This window comes from Duganella sp. 1224 (genome assembly GCF_013408245.1).
In the GTDB taxonomy this organism is placed as follows: Bacteria; Pseudomonadota; Gammaproteobacteria; order Burkholderiales; family Burkholderiaceae_D; genus Rugamonas.
On the sequence record NZ_JACBYS010000001.1, the window covers coordinates 18,479 to 41,379 of the forward strand.

The 22,901-nt window shown below is 67.1% G+C and carries 25 protein-coding genes; 17 read left to right on the forward strand and 8 right to left on the reverse strand.

The features are described from left to right. Window positions 1-56: 56 nt before the first annotated feature. From FHW58_RS00085 to FHW58_RS00100, 4 genes are read left to right on the forward strand one after another with little or no spacing between them, the layout of a single operon-like run. Window positions 57-500 (forward strand): VOC family protein, encoded by a 444-nt coding sequence (locus FHW58_RS00085; protein ID WP_179671073.1) that lies wholly within the window; start codon window positions 57-59, stop codon window positions 498-500. Between the two features lie 10 nt (window positions 501-510). Continuing rightward, window positions 511-924: a YciI family protein gene (locus FHW58_RS00090; protein ID WP_179671074.1), complete on the forward strand. Its 414-nt coding sequence runs from the start codon at window positions 511-513 to the stop codon at window positions 922-924. A 37-nt stretch (window positions 925-961) separates the two neighbouring features. Continuing rightward, window positions 962-1,774, forward strand: coding sequence for a YciI family protein (locus tag FHW58_RS00095; protein ID WP_179671075.1), 813 nt, complete (start codon window positions 962-964; stop codon window positions 1,772-1,774). Window positions 1,775-1,805: 31 nt separating this feature from the next. After that, the gene (locus tag FHW58_RS00100) at window positions 1,806-3,032 is read left to right on the forward strand and encodes an RNA polymerase sigma factor (protein ID WP_179673213.1); all 1,227 of its coding nucleotides are present in this window, start codon (window positions 1,806-1,808) and stop codon (window positions 3,030-3,032) included. 2 nt (window positions 3,033-3,034) lie between these two features. On the opposite strand, the gene FHW58_RS00105 is transcribed toward FHW58_RS00100, so the two are convergent. Next, window positions 3,035-3,541 (reverse strand): GAF domain-containing protein, encoded by a 507-nt coding sequence (locus FHW58_RS00105; protein WP_179671076.1) that lies wholly within the window; start codon window positions 3,539-3,541, stop codon window positions 3,035-3,037. A gap of 168 nt (window positions 3,542-3,709) precedes the next feature. Between FHW58_RS00105 and FHW58_RS00110 the strand changes: the two genes are divergently transcribed. From FHW58_RS00110 to FHW58_RS00135, 6 genes are all read left to right on the forward strand, one after another. Continuing rightward, window positions 3,710-3,892, forward strand: a complete 183-nt coding sequence (locus FHW58_RS00110) for a hypothetical protein (RefSeq protein WP_179671077.1) — start codon at window positions 3,710-3,712, stop codon at window positions 3,890-3,892. 75 nt (window positions 3,893-3,967) lie between these two features. Further along, window positions 3,968-5,023: a ligase-associated DNA damage response exonuclease gene (locus FHW58_RS00115; protein ID WP_179671078.1), complete on the forward strand. Its 1,056-nt coding sequence runs from the start codon at window positions 3,968-3,970 to the stop codon at window positions 5,021-5,023. Further along, on the forward strand, window positions 5,016-6,635 hold the full coding sequence (locus FHW58_RS00120) for an ATP-dependent DNA ligase (protein WP_179671079.1): 1,620 nt from the start codon (window positions 5,016-5,018) through the stop codon (window positions 6,633-6,635). The genes FHW58_RS00115 and FHW58_RS00120 overlap by 8 nt, the downstream gene beginning before the upstream one ends. Further along, window positions 6,632-9,115, forward strand: coding sequence for a ligase-associated DNA damage response DEXH box helicase (locus FHW58_RS00125; protein WP_179671080.1), 2,484 nt, complete (start codon window positions 6,632-6,634; stop codon window positions 9,113-9,115). The genes FHW58_RS00120 and FHW58_RS00125 overlap by 4 nt, the downstream gene beginning before the upstream one ends. Then, the gene (pdeM, locus tag FHW58_RS00130) at window positions 9,112-9,753 is read left to right on the forward strand and encodes a ligase-associated DNA damage response endonuclease PdeM (RefSeq protein WP_179671081.1); all 642 of its coding nucleotides are present in this window, start codon (window positions 9,112-9,114) and stop codon (window positions 9,751-9,753) included. Before FHW58_RS00125 ends, pdeM begins: the two co-directional genes overlap by 4 nt. A gap of 124 nt (window positions 9,754-9,877) precedes the next feature. Continuing rightward, window positions 9,878-10,165 carry a KGG domain-containing protein gene (locus tag FHW58_RS00135; RefSeq protein WP_229264998.1) on the forward strand — a complete coding sequence of 96 codons (288 nt, stop codon included), beginning with the start codon at window positions 9,878-9,880 and terminating at the stop codon, window positions 10,163-10,165. Window positions 10,166-10,239: 74 nt separating this feature from the next. Here FHW58_RS00135 and FHW58_RS00140 read toward each other — a convergent pair whose 3' ends face one another. Continuing rightward, entirely contained in the window at window positions 10,240-10,737 is a 498-nt protein-coding gene (locus tag FHW58_RS00140; protein ID WP_179671082.1) for a pyridoxamine 5'-phosphate oxidase family protein, read from the reverse strand. A 152-nt stretch (window positions 10,738-10,889) separates the two neighbouring features. Here FHW58_RS00140 and FHW58_RS00145 point away from each other — a divergent pair, with 152 nt between their 5' ends. The 5 genes from FHW58_RS00145 to FHW58_RS00165 are packed head-to-tail and all read left to right on the forward strand — an operon-like array spanning window position 10,890 to window position 15,309. Then, window positions 10,890-11,537 carry a PepSY-associated TM helix domain-containing protein gene (locus tag FHW58_RS00145; RefSeq protein WP_373996612.1) on the forward strand — a complete coding sequence of 216 codons (648 nt, stop codon included), beginning with the start codon at window positions 10,890-10,892 and terminating at the stop codon, window positions 11,535-11,537. Window positions 11,538-11,555: 18 nt separating this feature from the next. Then, complete coding sequence (locus FHW58_RS00150; protein ID WP_179671084.1) at window positions 11,556-12,065, forward strand: DUF2271 domain-containing protein; 510 nt, start codon at window positions 11,556-11,558, stop codon at window positions 12,063-12,065. A gap of 13 nt (window positions 12,066-12,078) precedes the next feature. Beyond that, entirely contained in the window at window positions 12,079-12,915 is an 837-nt protein-coding gene (locus tag FHW58_RS00155; RefSeq protein ID WP_179671085.1) for a DUF4198 domain-containing protein, read from the forward strand. A gap of 7 nt (window positions 12,916-12,922) precedes the next feature. Then, a complete protein-coding gene (locus FHW58_RS00160; RefSeq protein ID WP_179671086.1) occupies window positions 12,923-13,948 on the forward strand; it encodes an FAD:protein FMN transferase in 1,026 nt (341 codons plus the stop codon). Next, window positions 13,945-15,309 (forward strand): sulfite reductase subunit alpha, encoded by a 1,365-nt coding sequence (locus FHW58_RS00165; RefSeq protein WP_179671087.1) that lies wholly within the window; start codon window positions 13,945-13,947, stop codon window positions 15,307-15,309. Before FHW58_RS00160 ends, FHW58_RS00165 begins: the two co-directional genes overlap by 4 nt. Before the next feature lie 78 nt (window positions 15,310-15,387). Here FHW58_RS00165 and FHW58_RS00170 read toward each other — a convergent pair whose 3' ends face one another. The 6 genes from FHW58_RS00170 to FHW58_RS00195 all read right to left on the reverse strand — a co-directional run bounded on the left by FHW58_RS00170 (window position 15,388) and on the right by FHW58_RS00195 (window position 19,668). Continuing rightward, window positions 15,388-16,644, reverse strand: a complete 1,257-nt coding sequence (locus FHW58_RS00170; protein WP_179671088.1) for a DUF2325 domain-containing protein — start codon at window positions 16,642-16,644, stop codon at window positions 15,388-15,390. A gap of 15 nt (window positions 16,645-16,659) precedes the next feature. Next, a complete protein-coding gene (locus FHW58_RS00175; RefSeq protein WP_179671089.1) occupies window positions 16,660-16,992 on the reverse strand; it encodes a hypothetical protein in 333 nt (110 codons plus the stop codon). A 105-nt stretch (window positions 16,993-17,097) separates the two neighbouring features. Further along, window positions 17,098-17,292 (reverse strand): hemin uptake protein HemP, encoded by a 195-nt coding sequence (hemP, locus tag FHW58_RS00180; RefSeq protein WP_373996656.1) that lies wholly within the window; start codon window positions 17,290-17,292, stop codon window positions 17,098-17,100. Between the two features lie 176 nt (window positions 17,293-17,468). After that, window positions 17,469-18,263 carry a Crp/Fnr family transcriptional regulator gene (locus FHW58_RS00185; RefSeq protein WP_179673214.1) on the reverse strand — a complete coding sequence of 265 codons (795 nt, stop codon included), beginning with the start codon at window positions 18,261-18,263 and terminating at the stop codon, window positions 17,469-17,471. Between the two features lie 203 nt (window positions 18,264-18,466). Beyond that, entirely contained in the window at window positions 18,467-19,111 is a 645-nt protein-coding gene (locus tag FHW58_RS00190) for a response regulator transcription factor (RefSeq protein ID WP_090176109.1), read from the reverse strand. 89 nt (window positions 19,112-19,200) lie between these two features. After that, complete coding sequence (locus FHW58_RS00195) at window positions 19,201-19,668, reverse strand: universal stress protein (protein WP_179671091.1); 468 nt, start codon at window positions 19,666-19,668, stop codon at window positions 19,201-19,203. A 264-nt stretch (window positions 19,669-19,932) separates the two neighbouring features. On the opposite strand from FHW58_RS00195, the gene FHW58_RS00200 reads away from it, so the two are divergent. Then, window positions 19,933-20,766: a protein phosphatase CheZ gene (locus FHW58_RS00200; RefSeq protein ID WP_179671092.1), complete on the forward strand. Its 834-nt coding sequence runs from the start codon at window positions 19,933-19,935 to the stop codon at window positions 20,764-20,766. Then, complete coding sequence (locus tag FHW58_RS00205) at window positions 20,766-22,682, forward strand: chemotaxis protein CheA (protein WP_179671093.1); 1,917 nt, start codon at window positions 20,766-20,768, stop codon at window positions 22,680-22,682. Before FHW58_RS00200 ends, FHW58_RS00205 begins: the two co-directional genes overlap by 1 nt. The last annotated feature ends 219 nt before the right edge of the window (window positions 22,683-22,901 follow it).

The window sequence follows — 22,901 nt, forward strand, 5'->3', positions numbered from 1 at the left end:
TGTGGCGCCGGTCCGTCGTGGGGGTAGAGTAAGTTGTTCAACCCAAGGAGACTGCCATGACCACTGTGACCGTGATTCCCCACCTGGTATGCGAAGGCGCCGCCGACGCCATCGAGTTCTATAAAAAAGCCTTCAACGCCGTCGAGCAGATGCGCATGCCCGGCGAGAATGGCCGCCTGATGCACGCCGCCATCAGCATCGGCGCCTCCACCATCATGCTGGCCGACGATTTTCCCGAGTACGGCGGCTTCGGGCCAAAGGCGCTGAAGGGCAGTCCGGTCACGCTGCACCTGATCGTGCCCGACATCGACCAGGCCTTCCAGCAGGCGGTGGACGCCGGCGCCACGGTGCGCATGCCGCCGGCCGACATGTTCTGGGGCGACCGCTACGGCCAGGTGATCGATCCGTTCGGCCACCACTGGTCGCTGGCCACCCACATCAAGGACATGACGCCGGCGGAGATGATGGAAGCGATGAAACAGCAAGCCGACTGCCAGTGAGGAGCCAGCGATGCGATTCATGATCATCATCAAGGCCACCGCGGACTCCGAAGCGGGCAAGATGCCCAGCACCGAGCTGCTGACGGCGATGGGCAAGTTCAACGAGGAACTGGTCAACGCCGGCGTGCTGCTGGCCGGCGAGGGCCTGCACCCGAGTTCGCGGGGCGCGCGCATCCACTTCGACGGCCAGACCCGCACCGTGACCGACGGTCCGTTCGCCGAAACCAAGGAACTGATCGCCGGCTTCTGGCTGATCCAGGTGAAGTCGAAGGAGGAGGCCATCGAGTGGATGAAGCGCTGCCCGAACCCATTCGAGACGCCGTCCGACATCGAGATCCGCCAGGTGTTCGAAATGAGCGACTTCGGCGACGCCGCCACGCCGGCCTTGGTGGCGCAGGAAGAGGCTTTGCGCGCGCGGCTGTGATACCTTATCGGCTACGTTTATTCTGGAGCACGATGGTATGGAATTCATGGTACTGCGCCGCGCCAACCAAAGCACGGAGCGCGGCATACAGCCGCCGGCGCTGGAGCCGGGCACGTTTCTGCGTCCCAGCGCCGAGGCGGTGCGGCTGCAGCGGCGCAACGGCGCGTGGAGCGAGCTGAAAGGCCCGTTCCCGCCCAAGGAACTGGTGGCCGGCTTCGTGCTGCTGGAGGCCGAGTCGCGCGAGGACATCATCGAGCAGGTGCGGTGGTGGCCCTTGTTCGACAGCGGCGCGGTGTATGAAATCCGCGACGCCGGCTGCCCCGGCAACTGCGTCGGCTTCGACGAGCGCGGCACGGCGGCCGGCACGCTGCCGCGGCGCGACGAGGCGCTGACGCGCTACGTGATCTTCCTGCGCTCGGACGCCGACGCCGAGGCCGACGCCGTGCCGCCGCCGGAAGTCATCGACGTCATGAACGCCTACAACGAGGCCGGCGTGCAGCAGGGCGTGCTGCTGGCCGGCGAGGGGCTCAAGGGCAGCGGCACCGCCGCCCGCGTCCACTACGCCAATTCCAAAACCTCGGTGGTGGACGGCCCGTTCACGGAAGTGAAGGAGCTGATCGCCGGCTACTGGATGATCCAGGCCGCCTCGCGCGAGGCGGCCATCGCCTGGGCCAAGGCCTACCCGTACCCGCAGCCGGGCGACCTGACGCTGGAAATCCGCGAGGCCTGCGAGCGCATCGACCACGTCGAGTTCACGCCGGAGATGATCAAGGCCGAGGAGCGCCTGCGCGCCGAGTTGCTGGAAGCGGGCCTGCGCAACGCCTTCAGCAAGGCGGCCCGTGGCGGCTGACGTCCACAAGATCGTCGAGGCGGTGTGGCGGATGGAGTCCGCCAAAATCATCGCCGTGCTGGCGCGCATGCTGCGCGACGTCGGCCAGGCCGAGGAACTGGCGCAGGACGCGCTGGTGCTGGCGCTGGAGCGCTGGCCGGACAGCGGCGTGCCGGAGCAGCCGGCCGCCTGGCTGACCACGGTGGCGAAGAACCGCGCGCTGGACGTGCTGCGCCACCGCCAGCTGCACCAGGAAAAAGAAGCGGCGATCAGCTACGAAATCGACCATCAGCTACAGGACGCCGCACCGGACCTGGAAGCGGCGGTGGCCAACGCGCTGGAAAACGACATCGGCGACGACCTGTTGCGGCTGGTGTTCGTGGCTTGCCATCCGGTGCTGCCGACCGATGGCCGGGTGGCGCTGACGCTGCGCATGCTCGGCGGCCTGAGCACCGAGGAAATCGCCCGCGCCTTCCTGGTGCCGGAAAAAACCGTGGCGCAGCGCATCGTGCGCGCCAAGCGTACGCTGGCCGAGGCCAAAGTGCCGTTCGAAGCGCCGCGCGCGCACGAGCTGGGCGAGCGGCTGGGGTCGGTGCTGCAAGTCATTTACCTGATCTACAACGAGGGCTATTCCGCCAGCGCCGGCGCCGACTGGATGCGGCCGGCGCTGTGCGAGGAAGCGCTGCGGCTGGGACGCATCCTGGCCGGGTTGCAGCCGGACGAGCCAGAGGTGCACGGACTGGTGGCGCTGATGGAAATCCAGTCCTCGCGCGCCCGCGCCCGCGTGGGACCGGACGGCGCGCCGATCCTGCTGCTGGAGCAGGACCGCGCGCGCTGGGACCAGTTGCTGATCCGGCGCGGGCTGGCGGCGCTGGCGCGCGCCGAGCAGGCCGGGCGCGGCCTGGGTCCGTATGGCCTGCAGGCCGCGATTGCCGCCTGCCACGCGCGCGCGCGCCAGGCGGCGGACACCGACTGGGCGCGCATCGCCGCGCTGTACGACGCGCTGGCGCAACTGTCGCCGTCGCCGATTGTCGAGCTGAATCGCGCTGTGGCGCTGTCGATGGCATACGGTCCGCAGGCGGGGCTGGAGGTGGTGGACGGCTTGCTGGCGGCGCCAGCGTTGAAGAACTACCATTTGCTGCCCAGCGTGCGTGGCGACCTGCTGGCCAGGCTGGGCCGCCACGACGAGGCGCGCGGCGAATTCGAGCGCGCCGCGGCGCTGACGCACAACCAGCGCGAACGCCAGTTGCTGCTGGCGCGCGCGCGGGCGCCGCATTAAGGTCAGGCCAGCGTGGCTTCCAGCACCTTGACCAGCGACTCGATGCCCTCGGCGTCGGTCTGGTCGAAACGGTTCGGCAGCGGGCTGTCCAGGTCGAACACGCCGACGATGGCGCCATCCGGGCCACGCACCGGCACCACCAGTTCCGAGCGCGAGTTGACGTCGCAGGCGATGTGGCCGGGGAAGGCGTGCACGTCCGGCACCACGATCGATTTGCCCTCGACCACGGTGGTGCCGCAGACGCCGCGGCCTTTCTTGATGCGGATGCAGGCCGGCTTGCCCTGGAACGGTCCCAGCACCAGCTCATCGCCCTTGAGGAAGTAGAAGCCGGCCCAGTTCAGGCCCGGCATGCTGTTGAACACCAGCGAGCTGAAATTGGCGGTGTTGGCGATCAGGTCGGATTCGCCGTGCACCAGGCCTTGCAGCTGCGGGCGCAAATCGTTGTACATGGCGTTTTTGGCGTCGGCACTGTCGGTGCCGTAGGCGGTGTCGCTGAGGGTGAAGGTCATGGTGTGTTGTTCAGAAAATAAGCGCGGGCGCGCCGAAGCCGATATGGTAGCCCATCCGGCCAGATTACGAAGACTTCCTACCCTATTTGTAGGCAGTATCCGATAGCGCAACGGCCGCGCGCGGGGTACTCTGGTGGGCAGCGCGTGTACAACCAAGCGGGGGAAACCATGTCCACCAGAAAAAAGAACGCAGAGCCACCGCGGCGCAGCAAATCGAAGCCAGCCGGGCCGCCACCAGCTCCCGTCATCGATATCGACGCCATCCTGATGATCGGCGAAGAACGCATCTGCATCGTGGGTGAGGAAGATGACAACACCACCTTCATGGCGGAAGTGGTCGATCCGCTGTAGCATCGGTGCGTTGGCTGACAGACTGACGCATATCCGCATAGGACAATCGGCCATCGTTACCCGAGAGAGCCGTGTATGTCCGGAGATATGGTGATCGTCCGCAAGGAAGGCCTGTACTGTGTGCCTGGCCAGTTTTACATCGACCCGTGGCGACCGGTGGAACGGGCGGTCATCACCCACGCGCACGGCGACCACGCGCGCGGCGGCCACCAGCACTACCTGGCGGCGGCGCCGGGCGTCAACGTCATGCGGTCGCGGCTGGGGCCGATCAACATCACCGGGCTGGCGTACGGCGAGCGGGTGGTGCACAACGGCGTGACCGTGTCGCTGCATCCGGCCGGCCATGTGCTCGGCTCGGCGCAGGTGCGCATGGAGTACCGCGGCGAGGTGTGGGTGGCGTCGGGCGACTACAAGGTCGAGGCGGACCGCACCTGCACGCCGTTCGAGCCGGTGCGCTGCGATACCTTCATCACCGAATCCACCTTCGGCCTGCCGATCTACCGCTGGCAGCCGGAACAGCAAATCTTTGACGACGTCAACGCCTGGTGGGCGGCCAATGCGGAGCAGGGCCGCGCCAGCGTGCTGCTGGGCTACAGCTTCGGCAAGGCGCAGCGGCTGTTGAGCGGACTGGAGCCGTCGATCGGCCCGATCATCGCGCACGGCGCGGTGCAGACGCTCAACCAGGTCTACCGCGATGAGGGCGTGTGGCTGCCGCAGAGCGTGATGGTGGGCGACGTGCCGAAGAGCGAGATCGGCAAGTCGATCGTGCTGGCGCCGCCGTCGGCCGCCGGCTCGCCGTGGGTCAAGCGCTTTGGCGATTTCAGCGATGGCTTTGCCAGCGGCTGGATGCAGCTGCGCGGCGCCCGCCGGCGCCGTGGCGTCGACCGCGGCTTCGTGCTGTCCGACCACGCCGACTGGCCGGGCCTGCTGGAGGCGATCAGCGCCACCGGCGCCCAGCGCGTCATCGTCACCCACGGCGCGATCGCGGTGCTGGTGCGCTGGCTGCAGGCGCAGGGCTTGCAGGCCAGCGGCTTCGATACCGAATACGGCGACGACGAGGCCGAGGACGCCAACGCCAATGCCGCCGCCGGCCCCACCTTCCCGGCCTCGGAGGGCGCCGAACATGCGTGACTTCGCCCGCCTGTACGCCGCGCTGGACGAGACCACGTCCACCAGCCGCAAGCTGGCGGCGCTGCAAACCTATTTCACCACCGCCGCGCCGCAGGACGCCGCCTGGGCCGTGTACTTCCTGGCCGGCGGCAAGCCGCGCCAGGCGGTGCCGACCAAGCTGCTGCGCCAGTACGCGATGGAATACGCCGGCCTCGACGACTGGCTGTTCGACGAGTGCTACCACGCGGTGGGCGACCTGGCCGAGACCATCGCGCTGGTGCTGCCGCCGCCCCAGCATCCGAGCGAGATCGGCCTGGCCGACTGGATCGAACTGGGCATCGCTCCCTTGCGCGGCGCCGCGCCAGACACCGTGCGCACCGCCTTGTTCACCTACTGGGATCAGCTCGACACGCGCGAGCGCTTCCTGCTGACCAAGCTGATCGGCGGCGGCTTCCGCGTCGGCGTCTCGCGGCTGCTGGTGACGCGCGCGCTGAGCGCCATCGCCGGCCTCGACAGCAAACTGATCGCCCAGCGCCTGATGGGCTGGACCGACGGCAGCGTCAGCCCGACCGCCGCCGGCTTCCAGCAGCTGACCGCCGCCCACGCGCCGGCAGAGCTGGCGCAGCGCGGCGGCCAGCCCTACCCGTTCTTCCTGGCGCACCAGCTGGAGCGGGCGCCGTCGTCGCTGGGCGAGCTGACCGGCTGGCAGGTGGAATGGAAGTACGACGGCATGCGTGCCCAGCTGGTGCGGCGCGAGGGCAAGAACTGGCTGTGGTCGCGCGGCGAGGACCTGATCACCGAACGCTTCCCGGAACTGGCCTCGCTGCGCCTGCCGGACGGCGTGGTGATCGACGGCGAAATCCTGATCTGGCATGGCGGCAACGCGCCAGCGCCGTTTGCCGACCTGCAGAAGCGCATGGGCCGCAAGCAGGTGTCGGCGCGGCTGCTGGGCGAATTGCCGGCGGTGATGGTGGCCTACGATCTGCTGGAGCTGGACGGCCGCGACCTGCGCGACCTGCCGCAAGCCGAGCGGCGCATGCTGCTGGAGCAGCTGATCGGCAGCCTGCAGGGCGCGCCGCAACTGCGCCTGTCGCCGCTGATCGTGGCCGACAGCTGGGCCCAGCTGGCCGAGATCCGCAACCAGTCGCGCGAGCGCGGCGTCGAGGGCATGATGCTGAAGGCGGTGGACGCGCGCTACGGCGTCGGCCGCACCAAGAGCGTGGGCACGTGGTGGAAGTGGAAGATCGACCCCTACAGCGTGGACGCGGTGCTGATCTACGCCCAGGCCGGCCACGGCCGCCGCGCCTCGCTGTACACCGACTACACCTTCGCCGTGTGGGACGAGGAGCGCAAGCTGGTGCCGTTCGCCAAGGCCTACTCGGGCCTGACCGACGCCGAGATCGCCCAGGTGGACCAGGCGATCCGCAAGACCACCATCGAGAAATTCGGCCCGGTGCGCAGCGTCACGCCGAGCATGGTGTTCGAGATCGGCTTCGAGGGCATCGCCAGTTCGCCGCGCCACAAGTCGGGCATCGCCGTGCGCTTCCCGCGCATCCTGCGGCGGCGCGAAGATAAATCGGTGGACGAGGCCGACACGCTGGAGTCGCTGAAAAGCCTGCTTGTGGCCTCATGAACGCGGACGACTGGTTTGCCGAACGCGGCTGGACGGTATTCCCGTTCCAGCGCGCCGTGTGGGAGGCGGCCGCGGCCGGCCGCTCGGGCCTGCTGCACGCCACCACCGGCGCCGGCAAGACCTACGCCGTCTGGTTCGCCGCGCTGCAACGGGCCGGCTACGGCGAACGTCCGCCCGGCCGCGCCAACGCCTTGCGCGCCCGCGTGCGGCGTTTGCCGTCCGAGGCCGGCGCCGCCAAGACCGGCCTGCGCGTGCTGTGGATCACGCCGATGCGCGCACTGGCCGCCGACACGCTGCGCGCGCTGCAGGCCGCCGCGCCCGACTGGCAGGTCGAGGCGCGCACCGGCGACACCAGCTCGGCCCAGCGCGCGCGCCAGAACAAGCACCTGCCGGACGCGCTGATCACCACGCCGGAAAGCCTGACGCTGCTGCTCAGCCACCCGGACGCCGCCGAGCGCTTCAAGCACCTGCAGATGATCATCATCGACGAATGGCACGAGCTGATGGGCAACAAGCGCGGCGTGCAGACCCAGCTGGCGCTGGCGCGGCTGCGCCATTGGAACCCGGCGCTGCTGGTGTGGGGCCTGTCCGCCACGCTGGGCAACCTGGAGCGCGCGCGCGAGGTGCTGATGCCGGACGGTGTCATCATCGAGGGCCACGTCGGCAAGCAGATCGTGGTGGACACGCTGATCCCCGAGCAGCCGTCGCGCTTCCCGTGGGGCGGCCACCTCGGCGTGCAGATGCTGCAGCCGGTGATCGCTGAAATTGACCAGCACGCCACCACGCTGGTGTTCACCAATACGCGTTCCCAGGCCGAGCTGTGGTATCAGCACATGCTGGACGCGCGCCCCGACTGGGCCGGCCTAATCGCGCTGCACCACGGCTCGCTGGACAAGGAAGTGCGCGACTGGGTCGAGCAGGGCCTCAAGCAGGGCCAGCTCAAGGCGGTGGTGTGCACTTCCAGCCTGGACCTCGGCGTCGACTTCCTGCCGGTCGAGCGCGTGCTGCAGATCGGCAGCGCCAAGGGCATCGCCCGGCTGCTGCAACGCGCCGGCCGCAGCGGCCACGCGCCGGGCCGGGTGTCGCGCCTGACGCTGGTGCCGACGCAAAGCCTGGAACTGCTGGAGGCGGCCGGCGCCATCCACGCGGTCGCCGCGCGCGACATCGAGGCGCGGCCGGTGCCGGACAAGCCGCTGGACGTGCTGGTGCAGCACCTGGTGACGATCGCGCTGGGCGGCGGCTTCCGCTCGGATGCATTGCTGGCCGAGGTGCGCAGCGCCTGGTCGTTCCGCCACCTGAGCGACGACGAATGGCAATGGGCGCTGGACTTTGTCGCGCGCGGCGGGCAGACGCTGGCCGTTTATCCCGAATACCGGCGCGTGCTGCCGGACGCGGAGGGCGTCTACCGGGTGCCGGACGCCGCGCTCGGCCGCCGCCACCGCATGGGCATCGGCACCATCGTGTCCGACTCGTCGCTGCAGGTGAAATACGTCAGCGGCGGGCGGCTCGGCAGCGTGGAGGAATCGTTCATCGCGCGCCTGCGCAAGGGCGACCACTTTTTGTTCGCCGGCCGCATCCTGGAATTTGTGCGGCTGCACGAGATGACCGCCTACGTGCGCCGCGCCACCGGCGCCAGGGGCGCGGTGCCGCGCTGGCAGGGCGGGCGCATGCCGATGTCGTCGGAACTGGCGCACGCCGCGCTGGAGCAGCTGCGGCTGGCCACGCAGGGCCGCTACGACGGGCCGGAGATGCGCGCGCTGGCGCCGCTGCTGGCCATCCAGCAGCGCTGGTCGTCGCTGCCAACGCCGGACGCCACCGTCATCGAAACCATGCACAGCCGCGAGGGGCGGCACCTGTTCATGTTCCCGTTTGCCGGCCGCTCGGTGCATGTGGGGCTGGCCTCGCTGCTGGCCTACCGCGTCGGCCGCATGACGCCGGTGACGTTTTCGATCGCCGTCAACGACTACGGCTTCGAGCTGCTGTCCGCGCAGGCGCTGGAATGGGCGCCGCTGCTGGACGCGGCGCGCGGCGCCGATGTCGGCCTGTTCAGCACCGAGCATCTGCTGGAGGACGTGCTGGCCAGCCTCAACGCCACCGAAATGTCGCAGCGGCGCTTCCGCGAAATCGCCCGCATCGCCGGCCTGGTGTTCCAGGGCTATCCGGGGCAGGGCAAGAGCGCGCGCCAGCTGCAGGCCTCGTCCTCGTTGTTCTTTGCCGTGTTCCGCCAGCATGACGCCGGCAACCTGTTGCTGACACAGGCGCAGCGCGAGGTGCTGGAGCAGGAACTCGAACTCGGCCGCCTGCGCGCGACGCTGCTGGAATTGCAGGCGCGCAGCGTGCGTTTCCACGCGATCAAGCGGGCCACACCGTTCGGCTTTGCCTTGATGGTCGAGCGCTTCCGTGAAAAACTGACGACAGAAAAACTGTCGGACCGCGTCGCCCGCCTGGTGCGCGAACTGGAGAAAGCCGCCGGACCATGAGGATCACCCTGGCCAACGAAACCCTGCTGCTGTTGCCGCAAAAGGCCGCCTACTGGCCGCGCGAGGGCATGCTGATTATTGCCGACATCCACTTCGGCAAGGCTGCCGCCTTCCGCGCGCTGGGCGTGCCGGTGCCGGGCGGCACCACCAGCGCCAACCTGGCGGCACTGGACATGCTGCTGGCGCAATACGAGGTGCGACACATCATGTTCCTTGGCGATTTTCTGCACGCGCGCGCGGCCCACGCGCCGGCCACGCTGGCGGCGATGCTGGGATGGCGCCAGCGCCATCCGGGGCTGCAGCTGACGCTGGTGCGCGGCAACCACGACAAGCACGCCGGCGACCCGCCGGACGCGCTGGGCATCGCCCTGGTGGACGAGCCGCACGTGGTCGGGCCGTTCGCGTTCTGCCACCATCCGGACGTGCTGGTGCCGTCGTATGTGCTGGCCGGCCATGTGCACCCGGTGTACCGGCTGCGCTCGGGCTGGGACTCGCTATTGCTGCCGTGTTTTCTGGTGGGGCCGCAGCGCATGGTGCTGCCATCGTTTGGCGCCTTTACCGGCGGCCATCCGGTGCTGGCGCAGCCGGACGAGCGGGTGTACGTCAGCAGCGGCGAGGCGGTGCTGGAAATTCCCTGATGCGTGAGCGCAAAGCTCCTACATCGAAGGCTGAAGGCGTCCTACTGCGGTTGTGGGGTCCCTGAACTAGGATGACTGCTCCCGCGTGACGTGCGGGAGCAACGACTGACTTCAGGAGAGCATCATGGCAACCAGTGACAAAGGCAACACCAGCAAACGCGGCTTCGCATCGATGGACCCGGAACAGCAGCGCGAGATCGCCGCTGAAGGCGGGCGCGCCGCGCATGAAAAGGGCACGGCGCACGAGTTCACGTCGGAAGAAGCGCGCCGCGCCGGCGCGATGAGCCACAAGAACGACGCCAGCCGCAATAAGCAAAGCGCCAGCGGCGGCAACAAGGGCGGCGCCAAGCCGGAGGACGACCAGGGCCAGGACAACGCCAAGGGGGGACGGGGTTCGGGCAAGTCGAAGTAGCATACCTTTTACCCCGCACGGCGAACTGCCGGGGTCAGACCCCGTACGGGGTCTGACCCCTTGCCGTCAGGGGTTCAAAGACAGATCGTGGTGTGCTTGCCCATGTCCACCGGCGCGCGGCCGGTCAGCGCGCTCTTGGCCAGCTGCACCAGCTGCTTCATCTTGCTGGCGCTGGCATCCCAGTACTCCGCGCTCTGGATGCGCACCCGTATCATGGCCAGATGCGGGTCATCCAGCCCGCCGGGAAACCACGCCCGCACCAGCGGGCTCCACAACTCGCGCGCCTTGGCGCGGTCCTTCAGCAAATACGCCTGCCCGGTCACCGACAAATACATCTGCTCCTCCGGATTGGAAAAGCTCACATTCACTTCCGGGTGCGCGGCCAGATCGTGCGTGAACGCCGCCTCGTCCGAGGTGAAGAACCACATATTCCCCTCGTTGTCGATCTGCTGCGTGGTCAGTGGCCGGCTGGTCAGCACGTTATCGCCGTCCACCGTGGTGAACATGCCGAAGCGCACGTCCTTGATCTTGGCGGCGATGGTGTTGATTTGGTCCTGCGAATACAGCGGCATGATGCGCCTCCCATGATAAAGGTCAAATTGTCCCCACGATAACGCGCCCCTCCCGCGCACACTGTGCGCAGCTTTACATAATAGATACACAAGTCGGCTTGACCCATCAAATGATAATCATTATCATTTATGTTTTTCGTCAAGGAATCACCGTGAGCGTACCCAGCGCCAGTTCCGCCCGCAATGCCAGCCGCGCTGTCTGGCTGAAGCAGTTGCACCAGTGGCATTGGATCAGCTCGGCCATGTGCCTGCTGTGCATGTTCCTGTTCTCGGTCACCGGCATCACGCTCAACCACGCGTCGCAGATCGAGGCCAAGCCGGTCATCACCCGCAAGCAGGCGCAATTGCCGGCGCCGCTGACGGCGCAGCTGCGCGGCTACGCCGAACAGCACGACGGCGCCAAGCAGCCGCTGCCGGCGCCGGTTGAGCAATGGCTGGCCGACACCTTCCAGGTGCAGCCGGGCGGGCGCAGCGCCGAGTGGGCCACCGACGAAGTCTATCTGCCCATGCCCAAGGCCGGCGGCGACGCCTGGGTGCGCATCGGCCTGGAGGATGGCGCGGCCGAATTCGAAAACACCGACCGCGGCTGGATCTCATGGCTGAACGACGTCCACAAGGGCCGCAACACCGGCCCGGCGTGGAACTGGTTCATCGACATCTTTGCCGTGCTGTGCCTGGTGTTCTGCGTCACCGGTTTATTGATTTTGAAGTTCCACGCGGCCAACCGGCCGTTCACCTGGCCGATGGTGGGCCTGGGTGTGCTGATACCCGTAGTAATCGCACTGCTGTTTATCCATTAATCTGAGGACAGGATCTCCATGAAATTACGCTACTCCATCGCCCTGAGTTTGCCGCTTGCCAGTGCTTCGACCATGGCCGCCGATCTGGCGCTGAAACTCGACGTGCCGCAACTGAATGTGGCGGAATACCACCGCCCGTACATCGCCGCCTGGGTGGAGAACGCCGACCAGCAGGTGGTGGCCAACCTGGCCGTGCTGTACGACACCAAGAAGCGCGACAACGCCGGCACCAAGTGGCTCAAGGACATGCGCCAGTGGTGGCGCAAGACCGGCCGCGAGCTGACGATGCCGATGGATGGCGTGTCGGGCGCCACCAAGGCGCCGGGCGAGCTCACGCTGAACGCGCCGAAGGGCGCGCTGGACAAGCTGCCGGCCGGCCAGTACACGGTGCTGGTGGAGGCCGCGCGCGAGGCCGGCGGCCGCGAAGTGGTCAAGGTGCCGCTGCAGTGGCCACCGAAGTCGGCGCAGAACGTGAGCGGCCAGGGCAAGGAAGAGCTGGGCGCGGTGGTCGTGCAGGTCAAACCATAACAACGGACGGGATATGCGTACATTGAAAAAATCGTTGATCGCGCTGGCGCTGGCCGGCTTGTCGGTGGTGTCGCTGAGCGCGCAGGCGCACAAGCCTTACATCCTGCCGTCGACCACCGAAGTCGAGCCGGGCCGCGACGGCTCGGCCTGGGTGACGTTTGACGCCGCCGTGGCCGAGAACCTGTTCACCATCGATTTCTCGCTGAAGCTGGACGGGCTGCAGATCAGCGCGCCGGACGGCGGCTCCTTGCAGCCGCAGAACGTCAACAGCGGCAAGCTGCGCAGCACCTTCGACCTCAACCTGCCGAAGCCGGGTACTTACAAGGTGGCGCTGGTCAACACCAGCGTGATGGGCAGCTACAAGGACAAGGAAGGCAATATGAAGCGCTTCCGCGCCACCGAGGAAACGCTGGCGAAGGAAGTGCCGGCCGACGCCACCGAGGTCAAAGTGTCGCGCCAGGAAAGCCGCCTGGAAACCTTCGTCTCCACCGGCAAGACCGACATGAACGTGTTCAAGCCGACCGGCAAGGGTCTGGAGCTGGTGCCGGCCACCAATCCGACCGAGCTGCACAGCGGCGACAAGGTGACCTGGCGCTTCCTGGTGGACGGCAAGCCGGCCGCCAACCTGGGCGTCAGCCTGTTCCAGGGCGGCGTGAAGTTCCGTGGCACGCTGGGCGAGATCCGCCAGACCACCAACGACAAGGGCGAACTGACATTGACGCTGCCGGCCGCCGGCCAGTACATGATCAGCAGTAGCTGGCCGGAAGTGAAGCGGGTCGAAGGCCAGCCGCCGCAGATGCCGCCGCGCCGCCTGAGCTACTCGGCCGTGGTCGAGATCCTGCCGGAATAAGGCTGGCATGCGCCGGGTTCTTTTGCCGCACACCATCGCCGACGACCCGGCGCCGGAAGGCGGCGTGCTCCGTGACTACGCCGGCCGCAGCATGGGCACCAGCTGGTCGGTGCGGCTGGTGGCGGCGCCGGACGCGCCCTGCGCGCATTTGCAGGACGGGCTGCAACAGCAGCTCGACGCCATCGTGGCCGAAATGAGCCACTGGGAAACCGGGTCCGACCTGGGCCGCTTCAACCGCGCGCCCGCCGACAGCTGGCACCGCCTGCCGCCGGCGTTTTTCGATGTGCTGTCCTTCGCCATGGACGTGGCGCGCGCCTCGGGCGGCGCCTACGACCCGACCGCCGGCTCGCTGGTCAACCTGTGGGGCTTTGGCCCGTGGGGGCGCTTCGACCAGCCCGACTTCGTGCCGCCGGCGGCCGATGAAATCACCGTCGCCCGCGCGCAACTGGCGGCGCGGCCGCTGCGCTTGCAGCGCGACAGCCGCAAGGCCTTGCAGCCGGGCGGCGTGCAGCTGGATTTGTCGGCGGTGGCCAAGGGCTACAGCGTCGACCGGCTGTCCTACTATCTGAAAACGCAGGGCTTCGCGCACCACCTGGTCGAGGTCGGCGGCGAGCTGCGCGGCGCCGGCGTCAAGCCGGACGGGCAACCGTGGTGGGTGATGCTGGAGCAGGTCAGCGACGCCGCGCCGGGCGCCGCCGTGCCGGACCAGCTGGTGCTGGCGCTGCACGGCCTGGCGGTTGCCACCTCGGGCGACTACCGCCGCTACTTTGAGCTGCACGGCCGGCGCTACTCGCACACCATCGACCCGCGCAGCGGCATGCCGATCGCCAACGACCTGGCCTCGGTCACGGTGGTGCACGCGCAGTGCATGGCGGCCGACGCCTGGTCCACCGCGCTGACTGTGCTGGGCTGGCGCGACGGCCTGCATCTGGCCGAGCTGCAAGGCCTGGCCGCGCGCTTTGTCGTGCGCCAGCCGGACGGCGGCTTCACCGAATACCTGAGCACGCATTTACGCGGGATGTTAGACGAATGATCTGGACCAACGACCCGACCCGATGGATGATGGTGGCCGGCATGAGCGTGGGCTACGCGCTGGTGTGCCTGGCGCCGTACCTGCGCGTGCGCCGCAAGCGCCTGGCCGCCGCGCGCGCGCGGGCCGAAGCGGCGGCGTCGCCCGGCTGGATCGTCAGCTACGCCAGCCAGACCGGCAACGCCGAGGAACTGGCGCAACAGACGGCGGCCACGCTGAAGCTGGCCGGCATTCCGGCGCGGCTGTGCGAGCTGTCCGAGCTGGGCGCCGCAGATTTGCAGGGCGCCGAGCGCATCCTGTTCCTGGTCAGCACCTACGGCGAAGGCGACGCGCCGGACGCCGCGGCCGGGTTCGCCGGCCGTCTGATGACGACCGCGCTGCCGCTGCCGCAACTGCACTACGCGGTGCTGGCGCTGGGCGACAGCGCTTACACGCACTTCTGCGGCTTCGGCCGCGCGCTGGACCAGTGGCTGCAGGCGCAAGGCGCGCAGAGCCTGTTCCCGCGCGTGGAAGTGAACCGCAGCGCGGACGAGGCCATCGGCCTCTGGCGCCAGCAACTGAGCCATCTGGCCGGCACCAGCGACGCGCCGGACTGGAGCGCGCCGGCGTTCGAGGAATGGCGCCTGCGCGAGCGCGTGCGGCTAAACGCCGGCAGCGCCGGCGCGCCGATCTACCACCTGGAGCTGGAGCCGGCCAACGGCGCGCTGCCGGCATGGCAGTCGGGCGACCTGGTGCAGGTGGCCGCGCCGGCCGACCCGTCGCGCGCGCGCGAGTACTCGATCGCGTCGATACCGGCCGATGGGCGCGTGCACCTGCTGGTGCGGTTGCACACGCACGAGGACGGGCGCCACGGCGCGGCGTCCGGCTGGCTGACGCAGCAAGCGTCGCTGGGGGAGGTGGTGCCATTGCGGCTGCGACAGCACCGGCGCTTCCGGCTGGAAGGGAATGCCGAGCGGCCCCTGATCCTGATCGGCAATGGCAGCGGCATCGCCGGCCTGCGCGGCCACCTGAAAGCGCGCGCGCTGGCGGGGCAGGGGCGCAACTGGCTGCTGTTCGGCGAGCGCAACGCCGCGCACGATTACCACTACCGCGCCGAGCTGGACGGCTGGCAGCGCGAAGGCGTGCTGGACAAGCTGGACATGGTGTTCTCGCGCGACCAGGGCGAACGCCGTTATGTGCAGGATCGGCTGGGGGAGCAGGCCGAAGCGGTACGCGCGTGGATAGCGCAAGGCGCGGCCATCTACATCTGCGGCAGTCTGGAAGGGATGGCGGCGGGCGTGGACCGCACCCTGCGTCACGTGCTGGGAGACGACGGGGTGGAGCAACTGGCGGCCGCAGGCCGCTACCGCCGCGATGTGTATTGAAAACTACCCCGCACTTCGCACACCGGGGTCTGACCCCGTACGGGGTCAGACCCATGCTCTGGGGTTGCGGGTTAAGGCCTAATCCGCGCCAGCCTGTTCCAATCCCCGCGCCAGGCTGGAAATGGACGGATTATCGATAAACACGCAGCGCTTGCCGTTGCGCTTGCAATAATCCTTCACCCGCCAGTACGCGCTGTGGCTGATGCAGCCGGTCTGGCAAATCACCAGGTCCGCCGCCGCCAGGCTCGCCTCCAGCCGGTTGGCATTGTCCTCCAGCCCGCCATCATGATGACTGAACAGCGCCCCCTCGCGCTCGATCAGCTCGCGATAGCTGGCCACATTCCCATTCCGTCCGCCCACGCACAACACCGCGCGCTCACGCAAACTCAGCGGCATCTTCATCACATGCTCCACCACCTGGCGCGCCTCCGCCTGCAGCGGCGCCGGCGCCTCCTGCGCGCGCGCCAGCTCCAGCTTCAGTTCGGCGATCTGTTGACGCATCGCCCGCTCGCGCTCCTCCATCTGCCCCAACCGCTCGGCCAGCCTGGCGCGCGTCTCCAGGCCCGGAATCGATGCGCGCAGCTGCTCCAGCTCCATCCGCACCGAATCGATCATGCTGTCCTTGCCCACCACCTGCGCGCGCAGCTGCATCAGCTGGGCCGCGTGGCGCTCGGCGTCGGTGGTCTTCTCGGCCAGCAAGGCCGTGGCGCGCTGCTGGGCTTTGGCCAGCTCATGCGTCAAACGCCTGTTCTCGTCCAGCGTGGCGTTGAACTTGTTCAGGTCCGCGCGCACGCAGGCGCCGGCCTGATGCTGCACCATGTGCAGGTCGCGGCACATCTGCTCCTCCAGCTCCGGCGTGCAGCGCGGATGCGTCAGGCCGGCCCAGAACGCGCCGGCCACATCGCCATTGCCGACGGCGGCGCGCCACAGCGCGGCCACCTGCGCGGTGCTCTTGGCGCCGCGAAAGCGCAGCAGCACGGCGGCATAGCGGCGCTCCAGTTCCTTCTGCAGCGCCTCCGACAGGCGGTTGCGCGTGGCGCATTCGGTCACGGCGCCAACGTGCACCTCGTAATCGTCGGCCACCACCTTGCCGCTGCTGGCCTTGTCCACCAGCTTGCGCAGCACCCCCAGCGGAAAGCCGACGCCCACCAGCGGGCAGTGGCAGGCATGGCCCAGTTCCCACAAGCGGCGGCGGCGCGAGGCCTGCGCTTCCGGCTCCGCGCTCAGCGCCGTGAGGACATTGTGGATGACCGGGCCTGGCTGCGCCACCGGTCCCGCCGCCTGCGGCATGGCGGCACCGATGATGGCCGCCAGCGGATCGTGTTTCTCGCACATGTCAGCGGACTCCGTTCACGCGACCGACGGCGCGGTGCGCGCGCGCGCCATGATGCGGCGCAGGAAGTTTGTCTTGTCCTGCTCGTGCATATTGCGCTCCACCTCGCCGGCCCATTGCTCCGACAGCTGGGCGCAGGTCGCGCTCAGCACCGGCGCCAGGTCCGGCAGGCTGGCCAGCGCCTTCAGGTGGCGCTCGATCACCGAGGCCAGCTTGACGCAGCCGCCAGCGTCGTCGCGGCCGGCGGTGTAGTGCGACATCAGATGCAGCACGGCGGACAGCATCAGTTCGGGATTGTGGCCGCCATGCGATGGGGCGAGGAAAATCGGGTTGCTATAGTCGATGGCCATCAGACGCTCCTGGTGTGGAAAGAGAGTGTGGCTGGCGAGGGCTGGCGACTCGGAGGGAAGCGGGCGCGCGGCGGCGCGCCCTGTCACGCACAATGAAAGCAGAGATCAAGCGGTCAGGATCAGCTTGTTCAGTTGGGTGATGCGCAGGCGGTAGACGCGGCCGCCGTGTTCAATCTCCAGCTCGCGGCCACCGTCCATCAGGCCGGCGCTGCTGACGCGCTTGACCGGCTTGGCTGCTTGCGTAGCGGCGGCGGCGGTGACGGAATGGGCGGCGGCGGGCAGCGCGGGGGTGGTCGTCATCATCTTCGCTTCTCCTTAATAAGAATGATTCGTATTTGCATTCATTATTCAGGAAGGCGCGCAGGAATGCAAGCGTTTTTGCGGTTTTGCTTACCAGGACGATAAAAAAACGGCCCGGTCAGCGACCGGGCCCAAGGCTGGGTAATGCGGGAGGTAGTACTTGAAACACTGCGGTGCTACAAAGCCGCCAGCAACTGGCCGGACGGTACGGTATCGCCACCCTTGGTCTTGGCGGTGGCGGGCTTGCCCCGCGTGCGCGATGGCGGCAGGCGGCGCAAGGTTTTCAGGGCCTCGGGATCCTTGATGCCGATGGTGCGCTGGTCCACGCTGATCAGGCCGATCTCGTTGAAGGCCGACAGCGTGCGGCTGACGGTTTCCAGCGTCAGGCCCAGGTAGCTGCCGATTTCGTGGCGCGTCATGCGCAGGTTGAACAGCTTGCTGGAGTAGCCCATCTGTGCGAAGCGCTCGGCCAGCGCCACCAGGAAACGCGCCACGCGCGCCTCGGCGCTGAGCGCGCCCAGCATGCCGATCATGGCCTGCTCGCGCACCAGCTCGCGGCTCATGACGCCGTACATCATGTTTTCCAGTTCCAGGTGGATGCGGCCGAGCGCGGTCAGCTTCTTGAACGGCAGCAGGATCAGGTCGCAGTCGGACAGCGCCACCGCCTCCGACGAGTAGTGGCGGGTGTGGATGCCGTCCACGCCCAGCATGTCGCCCTTCATCGGGAAACTGAGCACCTGCTCGTTGCCGTATTCGTCGATCAGCACGGTTTTGAGGAAGCCGGAGTTGACGATGTACAGCGTGTCGAACGGCTGGCCGATGGTGTGGATGCGCTGCCCGGTCTTGAACTGCACGTGCTGGAACAGCAGCTCCTCGTTGACCATCGAGCTGGCGGCCGGGATGTGCAGCAGGTCGCAGACTTCCTTGAGGTTCGACCAGAGCCGCCCTTGCCGCTGGCGGCCCGCTTCCATCGACGACGATTGCAGCGCCGTCGTGGCCGGACGAATTTCAGACGTTTGCGTAGACAGCATGGTGGTCTCCTGTGGGCAGGTATCTGAGCGGTATGGTTTCAGTATGCCAACACAAGCGTGCGATAGATATCAGCAATGGCTGAATCTACAGGTAGGAGTAGGGCTGATATTTGTAGGACTAGTCCTACTGAGGAGCTTGCCAGTCAGGTCTTGAACGGTGACAGCAACCGGTGCGCGACTGCATATTGCACCATCTCCGACAGCGAACTCATACCCATCTTCTGCATGATGCGGGTCTTGTGGGTGCTGACGGTTTTGACGCTCAGGTGCAGGCTGTTGGCGATTTCAGTGATCGAGCGCCCGGCCACCAGCAGCGAGAACACCTCGAACTCGCGGTCCGACAGCTGTTTGTGCAGCAGCGACTCGTGCGGCATCATGATGTTGAGCGCCAGCTGCTCGGCCACCTCGGTGGAGATGTAGGGGCGGCCGGAGGCCACCTTGCGGATCGCCCCCACCAGCTGGGTGCCGGCGCTTTCCTTGGTCAGATAGCCCTGGGCGCCGGCGCGGATGGCGCGCACCGCGTACTGTTCCTCCTCGTGCATGGTGAGGATGAGGATGGCCAGCTTGGGCGCCTCGGCCTTGATCTGGCGGATCAGGTCGACGCCGCTGCGGCCGGGCATGGACAGGTCCAGCAGCAGCAGGTCGAAGCCGCCCTGGCGCACGTGGCCCAGCACTTCGAAACCGTCGATGGCCTCGCCGACGATGTCGATGTCCGGCGCGCCGTCGAGAATGCGCTTGAGCCCTTCGCGCATGATGGTGTGGTCGTCCGCAATCACTATACGAATCATGGCAGGGCCGCTTATCAGTGATTAATAGTAAGTTTTATTATTCTTGAATCAAGCTTGTGATCTTACTACAAACCGCCGCCCGTGGGATGTTATTTGCCGCCCGGTTCCTGGATCAGGCGGTGCACCAGCACCGGGATTTTGGAGTGCTGCAACACCTTGTTGGTTACACTGCCCAGTAGCAACTGGCCCCAGCCGCTGCGGCCGTGCGAGCCCATGAAAATCAGGTCGCAGCCATGTTGTTGCGCCACGTCGACGATTTTCAGCGCCGCGCTTTCGTGGAAGGCGGTCAGCGTTGCGCAGCGCACGCCGCGTTTGGCACAGGAGGCCGCCACGTCCTGGGTATGCTCGGTGCCGGCGCGCTCCATGGCGGCGCGGTAATCGGCCTCGCTCGGATAGCTGGGCGGAATGATTTCCACGTAGATCGGGTACTGGTACTCGGGCGCCACGAACACGGCCAGCACCTCGGCCCCCAGCTGCTCGGCAAACTGCACGCCAGCGCAGGCGGTTTTGCTGGAGACGGCCGAGCCGTCGGTGGTGATCAGGATTTTGCGGTACATGATGAACCTCCTTATCTCTCAACGCACAGCTTTATTGTAGTCCCGATTTACATTATTAACAGGATGGAAAGACTTGATGTTTATCAAATAAAATCGCTTTATCCAGCGGCGCCGGGTGTGGGCTTTTATGCGTCTGCCACGTTTTTTTTGCACTAAAGCACTACTTTTGTGTCTTGCGGCATACCTCGCCGATCTATCCGATGTTAGTATCTCCAAATACAGCTGTTTAAGCAGTAAATTTTTCAATATGGAGAAGCAGGGATTATGACTAACGCCGCTGACGATTTCGACGCCTTATTTGAAGAAGTGTCCGCTCAGAGCAAGACAGCAGCGCCCGCTCCAGCGCCTGCGCCAGCCCCGGCCGCCAGCGCAGAAGATGACCTGGAAAGCTTGTTTGAAGAAGTCGCGGCCGCCCGTCCGCCCGATGTGGCGGCCACGCCGGCGCCTGCTGCCGCCGCCGCCGAGCCCGCCGGGGACGCCGAGGGCGAAGCCGGCGACGGCAAGGAGGTGATGTTCGAGCGCCTGGGCGGCATCGTGCGCCTGCTGCACGACTCGCTGCGTGAACTCGGTTACGACAAGGCGCTGACCGAGGCCGCCACCCAGATCAATGACGCCCAGGACCGCCTGGAATACGTGGCCACGCTGACCGAGCAGGCCGCCAACAAGGTGCTGAACACGCTGGACGAGGGCATGCCCGAGCAGGACGTGCTGTCCAAGCAGTCGAAAGACATGGAAACCCGCTGGGCCGACCTGTTCGCCGGCAAGCTGAGCCTGGAGCAGTTCAAGCAACTGGCCGGCGACTCGCAAAAATTCGCCGTGGCCGTGTCGGCCGCCACCGAGGCCGAGAAGGCGCGCCTGCTGGACATCATGATGGCCCAGGACTTCCAGGACATCACCGGCCAGCTGATCAAGAAAGTGGTCAACATCACCAAGACGGTTGAACAGGAACTGGCGCAGCTGTTGAAGGACAACGCGCCGGCCGGCGTGCGCGAGAAAATCGCACAGAAAGAAGTGTCTCTGATGCAGGGTCCGTCGGCTCCGACCGTGGCCCTGAGCCAGGACAGTGTTGACGATCTTCTTGCCGATCTGGGGTTCTAATGGACGATATGCTGAGGGATTTCGTCGTCGAGGCGATGGATCTTGCGGTCAACGTGGAAGAGCACCTGCTGCGGCTCGAACGTGACCCTGACAACAAAGAAACGCTGAACGCGGTGTTCCGCTCGTTCCACACCATCAAGGGCGGCGCCGGTTTCATGGGCCTGCCGGCCATGGTGACGGCTTGCCACCTGACCGAGAACCTGTTCGACGCGCTGCGCACCGGCGCCGCGCCGGTGACGCCGCTGTCGATCGAAGCGGCGCTGCAGGCGTCCGGCTTTGTTGCCGACCAGCTGGCCGAACTGAACGACGGCGCCGAGCCGGGCAGCCTGCCGGCGCTGCCGGGCGACCTGGAACAACTGCTGAATGACGCCATTGCCGGCAAGACCGACTCCGGCGGCGCCAAGCCGGCCGCCGCCGCGCCAGCACCGGCACCCGCGCCGGCCCCAGCCGCTGCCGCACCGGCGCCGGTAGCCGCAGCCCCGGCCGCTGCGCCGTCGGCCGACGGCCTGGACTGGGAAGGCATGTACGAAGCCGTGATGCCGCCGGGCTCCTACACCCGCTCGGCGCCGGCGCCGGTGGCCGCTGCCGCGCCGGCCGTGGCCGCCGCCCCGGCCGCGGCGACGCCGCCCAACGCCGCTGAAATCGCCGCCGTGGCGGCCGAGGTCAAGGCCGCGCCGGCCGCGCGCCGCGAGGTCGCCGAAAAGAAGGACGAACGTCCGCACGCCGCGCCGGCCAAGGAAGAATCGATCCGTATCGACGCCGTCAAGCTGGACGCGCTGCTGGAAGTGGCCGGCGAATCGGTACAGGCCGCCAACCAGGCCGCCGTGCTGCTGGAACGCCTGATGCAGTTCAAGTTCGAGGGCCAGGCGCAGACGCTGATGTCGACGCTGGCCGAGACGCTGGAACGCGCGTCGCGCTACTCGACCGAACTGCAGCGCGCCACGCTGGCCACCCGCATGCAGCCGGTCGGCCGCCTGTTCCAGAAGTTCCCGCGCCTGGTGCGCGAGCTGGCCAAGGACCTGGGCAAGGAAGTCGACCTGAACATCGAGGGCGCGGAAACCGAGGTTGACCGCGTGGTGGTCGATTCGCTGTACGATCCGCTGGTGCACATGCTGCGCAACGCGCTGGACCATGGCGTCGAGACGCCGGAAGAACGCGCCGCCGCCGGCAAGCCGATCCGTTCCTACATCCAGCTGAAAGCGTGGCAGGAAGCCAACAGCGTCATGATCGTGCTGCAGGATGACGGCAAGGGCATGGACCCGGTCAAGCTGCGCCAGAAGGCCTTGCAGAAGGGCCTGATCTCGGAATCGACCGCGCTGACCGCCGATGATTGCTATCAGCTGGTATTCTTGCCAGGTTTCTCGACCAAGGAAGTGGCGTCCAGCGTGTCTGGCCGCGGCGTCGGCATGGACGTGGTGAAGACCGCCGTGGAAAAGAACCGCGGCGCGATCCACATCGAGTCCGAGCTGGGCAAGGGCACCAAGTTCTCGATCCGCCTGCCGATCGAGCTGTCGATCGTGCCGACCATGCTGGTGTCGACCTCGGGCGCCGCGCTGGCGCTGCCGATGGCGGTGGTACAGCGCGTGGTCGAGCTGCCGGAAGTGTTCATGGAAGTGGGCGGCGCCCCGGTGCTGAAAGACCAGGGCCGTCCGCTGCCGGTGCGCTCGCTGGCCGACTCGCTGGGTTACGAAAGCTGCCGCGAGAAGGTGGGCATTGTTGTCTCGGCACCACAGCCATACATCCTGGCGGTGGAAGCGGTGGACGGCACGGCCGACCTGGTGATCAAGCCGATGACCGCGATTACCGTCGAGGGCATTACCGGCACGGCGCGCTCTGCCGAGGGCGAGCTGGTGCTAGTGGTTGGCCTATCGTTCCTAATGGACGGTTGCAGGGGCAGTGTACGCATGGCGGCCTGAGTCGGAAGACCGGGTTGGAAGGAACCAAAGCCTGCGTCCCACGCAGGCTTTTTTTTTGTTGGCACAGTCAGTATCCCGCACGGCGAGCTGCGGCGGGGCAAAAGTATCAAAGGGGTCATACCACGTGGATCGGTATGCAGAAAGCGTCGGGCTCAAGAGGCTGGACCGCGGTGGCTGCTATTGCATTGCACAATATGGCATAATCAAGTAGGACCAAAG